This is a genomic window from Dolichospermum sp. UHCC 0352 (genome assembly GCF_009711925.1).
Classification (GTDB): domain Bacteria; phylum Cyanobacteriota; class Cyanobacteriia; order Cyanobacteriales; family Nostocaceae; genus Dolichospermum; species Dolichospermum lemmermannii.
This window is the reverse complement of record NZ_VIKY01000133.1, coordinates 1-6,541: the sequence shown is the minus strand read 5'-3', so window position 1 is coordinate 6,541 and position 6,541 is coordinate 1. Positions and strand designations below refer to the sequence as shown.

8 protein-coding genes are annotated in these 6,541 nt (G+C 38.1%); 1 reads left to right on the top strand and 7 read right to left on the bottom strand.

Going from position 1 to position 6,541, the window contains the following annotated elements; genetic code table 11:
• Positions 1–185 precede the first annotated feature (185 nt).
• Genes FJR06_RS09260 through FJR06_RS09250 form a run of 3 tightly spaced genes read right to left on the bottom strand, consistent with a single transcriptional unit; the run spans position 186 to position 2,615 of the window.
• Positions 186–1,139, bottom strand: a complete 954-nt coding sequence (locus tag FJR06_RS09260) for a nucleotidyl transferase AbiEii/AbiGii toxin family protein (protein WP_217359772.1) — start codon at positions 1,137–1,139, stop codon at positions 186–188.
• Positions 1,140–1,176: 37 nt separating this feature from the next.
• Positions 1,177–2,388 carry an RNA-guided endonuclease TnpB family protein gene (locus FJR06_RS09255; protein WP_168651291.1) on the bottom strand — a complete coding sequence of 404 codons (1,212 nt, stop codon included), beginning with the start codon at positions 2,386–2,388 and terminating at the stop codon, positions 1,177–1,179.
• Positions 2,379–2,615, bottom strand: coding sequence for a hypothetical protein (locus FJR06_RS09250; protein WP_217357016.1), 237 nt, complete (start codon positions 2,613–2,615; stop codon positions 2,379–2,381). The genes FJR06_RS09255 and FJR06_RS09250 overlap by 10 nt, the downstream gene beginning before the upstream one ends.
• Positions 2,616–3,037: 422 nt before the next feature.
• On the opposite strand from FJR06_RS09250, the gene FJR06_RS09245 reads away from it, so the two are divergent.
• Positions 3,038–3,319 (top strand): HNH endonuclease signature motif containing protein, encoded by a 282-nt coding sequence (locus FJR06_RS09245; protein WP_168651290.1) that lies wholly within the window; start codon positions 3,038–3,040, stop codon positions 3,317–3,319.
• Between the two features lie 205 nt (positions 3,320–3,524).
• Here FJR06_RS09245 and FJR06_RS09240 read toward each other — a convergent pair whose 3' ends face one another.
• From FJR06_RS09240 to FJR06_RS09225, 4 genes are all read right to left on the bottom strand, one after another.
• Entirely contained in the window at positions 3,525–3,950 is a 426-nt protein-coding gene (locus tag FJR06_RS09240) for an HNH endonuclease (RefSeq protein WP_168651289.1), read from the bottom strand.
• Positions 3,947–4,330 carry a hypothetical protein gene (locus FJR06_RS09235; protein WP_254434407.1) on the bottom strand — a complete coding sequence of 128 codons (384 nt, stop codon included), beginning with the start codon at positions 4,328–4,330 and terminating at the stop codon, positions 3,947–3,949. The genes FJR06_RS09240 and FJR06_RS09235 overlap by 4 nt, the downstream gene beginning before the upstream one ends.
• Before the next feature lie 178 nt (positions 4,331–4,508).
• Positions 4,509–5,450: a tyrosine-type recombinase/integrase gene (locus tag FJR06_RS09230; RefSeq protein WP_168651288.1), complete on the bottom strand. Its 942-nt coding sequence runs from the start codon at positions 5,448–5,450 to the stop codon at positions 4,509–4,511.
• Positions 5,451–5,682: 232 nt separating this feature from the next.
• Positions 5,683–6,246, bottom strand: a complete 564-nt coding sequence (locus FJR06_RS09225; protein WP_168651287.1) for a hypothetical protein — start codon at positions 6,244–6,246, stop codon at positions 5,683–5,685.
• Positions 6,247–6,541: the final 295 nt, after the last annotated feature.

Genomic DNA, 6,541 nt, shown 5'->3' with positions numbered 1-6,541 from the left:
TGTGACAGTTTGGGGTGCGGAATGTGGGTTCAAATTACAGAAACAGGACAAAGATATGATATCTCTGTGGCTTCAACTTTGTGGGAAAATCCTCAATGAATTATGACTGTAGCACCTATGTCACACACTTTTCTTAGAAAAGAGTAGATTTGTTTGTGTTTGCCGCGAAGAAAAGCGATTAATTGTCATTCCCAGTCTTGTCTAGATTCGCTAAATGTTCTAGGTGTCTTGTTTAAATTAAAATCAGCCGCAATTAAATCAATACCATCAATAATTTTACTGGGTTCGGCAATTCCCAAAGCCGCAAAACATTTGTCTCGATAATTGGGGTGATTTTGGAAAAAGGCGATCGCTTTTTTTAAAGGTTCAATTACAGGATAAGCTAATTCTGCCTTCTCAATAGCTGCTTGAGGAATAGGAGAATTGAGCCTTTGCATCGCCAAATCAATTAAATCTCTCGACTCTACCGAGGAATCATTCCATCTGTCAGAATTGGCTAAAAGTTTTTCCGCAAAACTATCAATTTCATTTAAGCATGGGACAGGCGACCAACTGGGATAATCTGCTTCTCCCAATTCAATCCGTCCTTCCATAATTATCTCAAATTTAATCAGAGTTTCATCAACTACAATGGCAAATCTTACTCCGTACTGGTCAGCTTTAATTTCTCCGGGTAGGTTGAGATTATTTTGAGTCTTAAAAAGAGCATTATATTGATTTTCAGCTATTTTTTGTCGCAGTAATCGGTAGCCAGTACCAGTGGAACAGAGAAAATCTATATCCTTGCTTAATCTATATTCCCCATGATTTAAACTAACCAGAGTCCCACCGCCAAAATACGCGCCACACTCTAATAAAAAATTAGCATTTAATTGATTAAGAACAATTAAAATTTTTTGATTAAATTCCCTTTCAAACATTTTTGCTCCTAACCATGAATGATAATATTGAGCTAATTGTTGCACAAATAAGGATTCTATTTGGCTCAAGTCGCCTAAAACTCCCCGGTAATGCCACCCGCGTTCATATATTCTCAGCATTTCTAAAGGAGTAAGATTTTCTATATTTTCTCTTTGCCAACATAATTTTTCTAAAAACGGTAATTTCTCTGGAGTTTTAATTTGAGGTTTAATTAACATTGGGGTTATAGTTGTAAAAAATATAGACAAATATCTTTTACTTTGAAAGTGTTACCTTGACTGGGGAAACTACAATCCCCTTTATCCCATCTGCAAAAGCATTAGGGATTGCTTTTCTGAGAATATTTAGTGATCCATTTACATCTGCATTAACTAAAATACCTTGAGCCGATTTATAAAGACCACGTTTAATTCTCTTACCGCTAAAAGAATGGTTTTCCCCTTTTTTATATGTTGGGAGTACATCTTGATCTAAAAAACTAGATTTAGATGTGTAGCTTTCTTCGGTGATAATTACAGATATTCCCTCTAATTCTGCTTTATAGGTCAACTGTTCAATAAATCTGGTATGTGGTATTTGAGTAAAATTTTGGTTATTTTTAGAACCTATATTCAGTTCTTGTTTCCAACCTTCATTTTTGCCAATTACCAAAGTACCTATATTTAATTCAACCAATTTATTGATTAAATATCTGCTGGCTTTATGCAAGTAGTCATCAACCTTAAAATTGCGTTTTATACAAAGATTCTGTAATCTTTTTGAAGTTGTAGTTTTGAGAATAGCCTGTAGTTCAGCTTTCTTTTTGTTAAAAAAATGATTAATGGATTTTAACGGTCTGCCATTGATCAAGAAAGGTATTAAACCTGCTTGATTGAAAGTTACAGTAGCCAAATTATTTAATCCTAAATCAATACTGGCAATTCTCTTATTATCTACCTGTTTTGGTTTTTCTTCTTGATGATAAATCACCTCAATAACATAATGATTAAGTTTGGGAATAATCCTCACTTGTGCTATTTTTTTAGCTTGAGTAGGGAAAACTATCTCAGTCTGGCTAAGTTTAATAAGTCCTTTGCATAGAAATGGTTTGGATAAAGCCTGTATAGTATACACTAAAAGGTTTCTCCCATTTTCCTTATGTTTGTATTTAGGTAATTTTGGTTTACCCAAAAACTTAGATGGGTTTTCTTGATAAGCCTTTTGTGCTTGAAAAAATGCTTTCCAGTTCTTATCTAAAATCATTAATATTTGCTGACTTACTTTCGCTGGTAGATTTTTATAATCAAACTGACTTTGTAATAGTTTTTGGGTCTGATTATAATTGAGAATTTCACCAGTTTTAAAGAAGGATTGCCTAATTAAGTAGTTGGCAACATTATAGAGATTTTTAGAAAGAAAGCAAAGCCTATCAATTTCTCTGTAATGTTTATGAGTTTTTTTGATGATGTGTCTTTCGGTTAGTTGCATTCATCCTCCTGAAGACATTCTATAATACACTCTGTTTTCCGAGTCCGTCTTCTAATTGAGTAAAGTCTTGCACAAAAAGAAGTAATAATCGAAACAAAATCGTGCATTAAATCATCAGTCCTTTCTGTTGCTAAATTAACAACTCCTTTGTTGATTGGTTTATCGAAATTGACTATGACTGTACCTGTTGTTAATTGTGTAGCGTTGAGTTCACCACGTTTCCACATTCTCTAGGCTGTTTTATAACTAACTCCTATTGATTTAGCATAATCTGATAGTTTCATGGAAAGTCTTTCTCGACCTTCACAATTATTTTAAGACATTTGTCTATATTTGGCAATGTCTGTCTATAAAATCATAGAAGTTTACCAATACTGGAGTTGAGGATTTTGAAGAAAATTGAAGCAGGAGTCAGGTTTCGCATTGATAAATAATTATTATAATTGTCAATTAAAGCAATATTGTAATTATACCCCATATATCTATTTATCAAAAACATTAATAAAATCCTAATTGCAATTATACCATATATCTATATTAATAAAATCCTAATAATAAAGAAAAGATAGTAATTTATTGGTACATTTATCAACAAAAATGTTATTATTTAATAATAGTAAAATGCTGATATTAAGATTCAACAGTTATCATGGGATACCCAAAATACTGGAAACAACTAGCCAAAACCATTAAGGAAAAAGCTGATTGGTGTTGTCAAAAATGTAATCGTGTTTTACCTCCAGATCAATCAAAAGAATCCCGTGCATATTTACAAGTTCATCACTGGAATCGTGATCCATCAGACAACAGACCCGAAAACCTAGTAGCTTTATGTCCAAAATGTCATCTTAGTTATCATCGCGGTGGTAAGGGTAATGTTTCTCTGGGGCAGTTGTCGTTGTTTGATTTGTCGGGGTTTGAAAATCGTTAAATTTTCTTGGGGGAAATTTTGAGTAGGGTATCTATAGGAACAATTAAGCCGTTTTGAGCATATCTCACATCTATCTACCCAGCATCTTCTCTAATTCCATCACTATAACTGCTTTTAGTGATGGTAAAGAAAGCTGAACCGTAGCCCATACAATACAACCGCCACATCAACCCGTAAATATTTATATATCAGCATATTCTCTAATTCATTCATTTTTATTTGATTCCAATTGAGCAATTATCTTACGCACAGGCAGATACTCCATACGATTCACCCGCAATAACTTAACAGTCACCCGCCCAATTGGGGTTAAAGGTTGAATCATACCGCTTTCTACATCAAACAAAAAATGCTCACCCCAATTATCCTTTCTCGGATGATAAAGTCTCACTGTCTCACCAGATTCTGGATCAATTGAAGCAATATCACTACCTTTAGCCTGATTACATAGCGAACAGGACAGCGCCAAATTTTCTAACACCGTTGCACCATCATGTTTTTCCGCAATCACATGATCAATCTGATGAGTAGCCAAAACCAACATCTCTGGAATTAGACAATACTCACAACACCCCTGAGCGCGTTCAAATACAATTTGTCGTAGATTAGTAGGAATATAAGTTTTACTCATGCACCTTGTTGTAACCTGAGCAGAGCTTGAGCCTTAGCAAGACGTACCAAATGCTCAATAAACTCATAATGTTGCCACAGACACAGATCCCTTTCATCTAAAGCTTGATGACGATTTTTGTCTAAAAGAGATTCAATTTCAGCCTGAAGCTTATGAGAAAGACGGAGAGTTAAAATTTCTTGAGGAGATGGTAACTTTGCCAAAAACTCTAAAACTTCAGTTAGTCCAGAAAAACCCGTTGCCGGATTAGCACTAATTTCTCGCAGTCCTAAAGCCAAAATTTGGGGTAAATCTTCCTTGCGAGATTCTAAATTTCGCGCCATTTCATCAGGTATGTCTAAAGTAATTTGCATAATTTTTTGCTCTTCGGTAATATACATTATATATAAATTGCCTCAGCCAAAACACGCTCACGAATCCGAGGTTTAAGCCCGTTCTTAGTAACAACATCCACCTTCAAGCCCTTCAAGCCAAACAACTGACTTAAATAATCCCTAAATTCCACCAATAGAATAAAAGTAGGTGCTGTTTCATAATAGTTTCTGTGTTGCTCCTGGCCTACCCCGGCAAATAAAGACCACTACTATCGCTTGGTTTAGCATGGGCATACCTACTCGTAGTTTGCAACGAAGTATGCCCCAAAGTTTGCTGTACCAACTGCACCGGCGCACCCCTATCTAAACTATGAGAAGCATGGGAATGCCTTAACCAGTGTGGGCTTACCTTCCCCTGAATCCCCGCCTTCTGCCCTGCCTCCCCCACAATTTCCCAGATATGCCGGGGCTGCAACGGTTCACCCCCCTTGCGACTTTTAAACACCGCAGACTTGCCCGTGTCATCAGCAGCACGCAAAGCCAACAAAGCCGAATATAACTTCTTGGGAATTAAAACCGTCCGCGACTTATCCCCCTTGCCAAACAAACTCACCTGTCCCTGGTCATCCCGATTGGGGCGGATATCAGCCCAACGCAACAGCCCCACCTCCCCCACTCTTGCCCCAGTATAATAGAGAAACTGAATCAAACAGCGATCGCGCACATTACTCGTTAAGGCCACCATCGTCATCACCTCCGTTTCCGACAGTATGCGTTCTGCTAAGGTATCTTTTGGTTTCGGTAACAAAGTATCCGCCGCCGCATTAAACTGGAGATATTTAATTTTGCAACCATAGTTCAGCAGACTTTTGATAGCAGCAATTCTCCTCGCCCGACTAGCAGCAGACAAAGGCTTACCTGTTTTCGCCGCCGGATGAGTCTCCAAGAAATCGGCAAACGCCTGGACATCATTAATAGTTACAGTTCTTAGATCAAGATCATTTAGCCTTACCGACTCCAGTGATGACTGTAACAGAAAACCAATAAAATAGCGCACATCCGTCTCATAAGCCCGGTGAGACTCCTTACTGCGTTTAGTTGCCAACCACAGAGCCACGAGTTGGGCAGTATTGGCAACATCAGCCATCTTCGAGGTTGCCACCTCTTGCTGATATCGAGTTAACATAAAGATATAACAAAAAAAATGCGTACAAAACCCTGCCCGGTGGTGGGGTTTCTTCTTTTATTTAAGCATTGAAACTAGGAAATCCTCACATCCCTGATATCGGCAGCGGTTTTGGACTAATAAATCCCTCAAACACAGATAATTAACGTTATCTGTGTTAGGAGCAAAATTGATGGGTGATGGGGTTAATTAACGGTTGTCAAGAGGATTCTACAGAGATACAACCCAAATTTTAGTGAGTCTTTACTGGATAATACAACCCATCACTAATCTGAAATTTCCACCCTAAACTACTGGGATCTCGGTTTCTGGACCAACTGATAAATTCCTGCTCACTCTTGCTTTCCCGTTCTGTGATTAGACTCTGCTGTGTTACCCCCAACCGTTGCGCTAAGTTCTCAGGAGCAAATTCTTTGATTTCTACTGCTTGTTGTTGATACTGGTAGGGATACCCTGAGCGCCGGGGTCTAGAATTACCACCACTGTATTTGCCAGAAGCGATTGCTTTTTCAATTTTCTCTAACTGTTTACCAAGCACTTCCAATTTAGTGGCCACCTGTTGATCTTGCTGGCAAAGGTGCGTTTCCAGTTCCCCCAGCTTCTCCTCCACCTGCTGTAATTCACTGGTTGCTTCCAGTTTTACGCTGCTATCGAACTGCGCTATCAATTCCTGTAATCCTTGCAATAACGGTGTTGTGTGACCATCACGGTGGATTTTTGCTAGTTGCCGTACTACCGGAATTAGTACATTAGGCACGCGGATCATCTCGCTGGGTGGGGTCTTGTTGGTAGGCATGATATCTGTAGTTGATATCGAATATTGTAGCCTGAAAGTTTCCCTGAAGAATTTTGTCTAGGGTAGTACCAGGGGTGATTGTACAAAGCAATGCCTATGACGAGCAGAGCGATTCCTAAGTCGTGCTATCTCTTTCGAGTCCCGTAAGGGATACGCTATTGCTTTAAGTCATTGTCTGTAAGAATTAGTTTAGGACTAGCCCTGTCAATCTGAATATTCAAACATCAAACTGGATTTTCTCTCAATACTGTAGCCAAAAAAAGAGGATGAAGAGAGAGGGCTGATGTAGTAGAGT

Bases quoted from the DNA above. Each gene is read 5' to 3' on its own strand.
- FJR06_RS09240 (WP_168651289.1), bottom strand. From the start codon at position 3,950: ATGAGTAAAACTTATATTCCTACTAATCTACGACAAATTGTATTTGAA.
- FJR06_RS09230 (WP_168651288.1), bottom strand. From the start codon at position 5,450: ATGTTAACTCGATATCAGCAAGAGGTGGCAACCTCGAAGATGGCTGAT.
- FJR06_RS09245 (WP_168651290.1), top strand. From the start codon at position 3,038: ATGGGATACCCAAAATACTGGAAACAACTAGCCAAAACCATTAAGGAA.
- FJR06_RS09255 (WP_168651291.1), bottom strand. From the start codon at position 2,388: ATGCAACTAACCGAAAGACACATCATCAAAAAAACTCATAAACATTAC.
- FJR06_RS09260 (WP_217359772.1), bottom strand. From the start codon at position 1,139: ATGTTAATTAAACCTCAAATTAAAACTCCAGAGAAATTACCGTTTTTA.
- FJR06_RS09225 (WP_168651287.1), bottom strand. From the start codon at position 6,246: ATGCCTACCAACAAGACCCCACCCAGCGAGATGATCCGCGTGCCTAAT.
- FJR06_RS09250 (WP_217357016.1), bottom strand. From the start codon at position 2,615: ATGTGGAAACGTGGTGAACTCAACGCTACACAATTAACAACAGGTACA.
- FJR06_RS09235 (WP_254434407.1), bottom strand. From the start codon at position 4,330: ATGTATATTACCGAAGAGCAAAAAATTATGCAAATTACTTTAGACATA.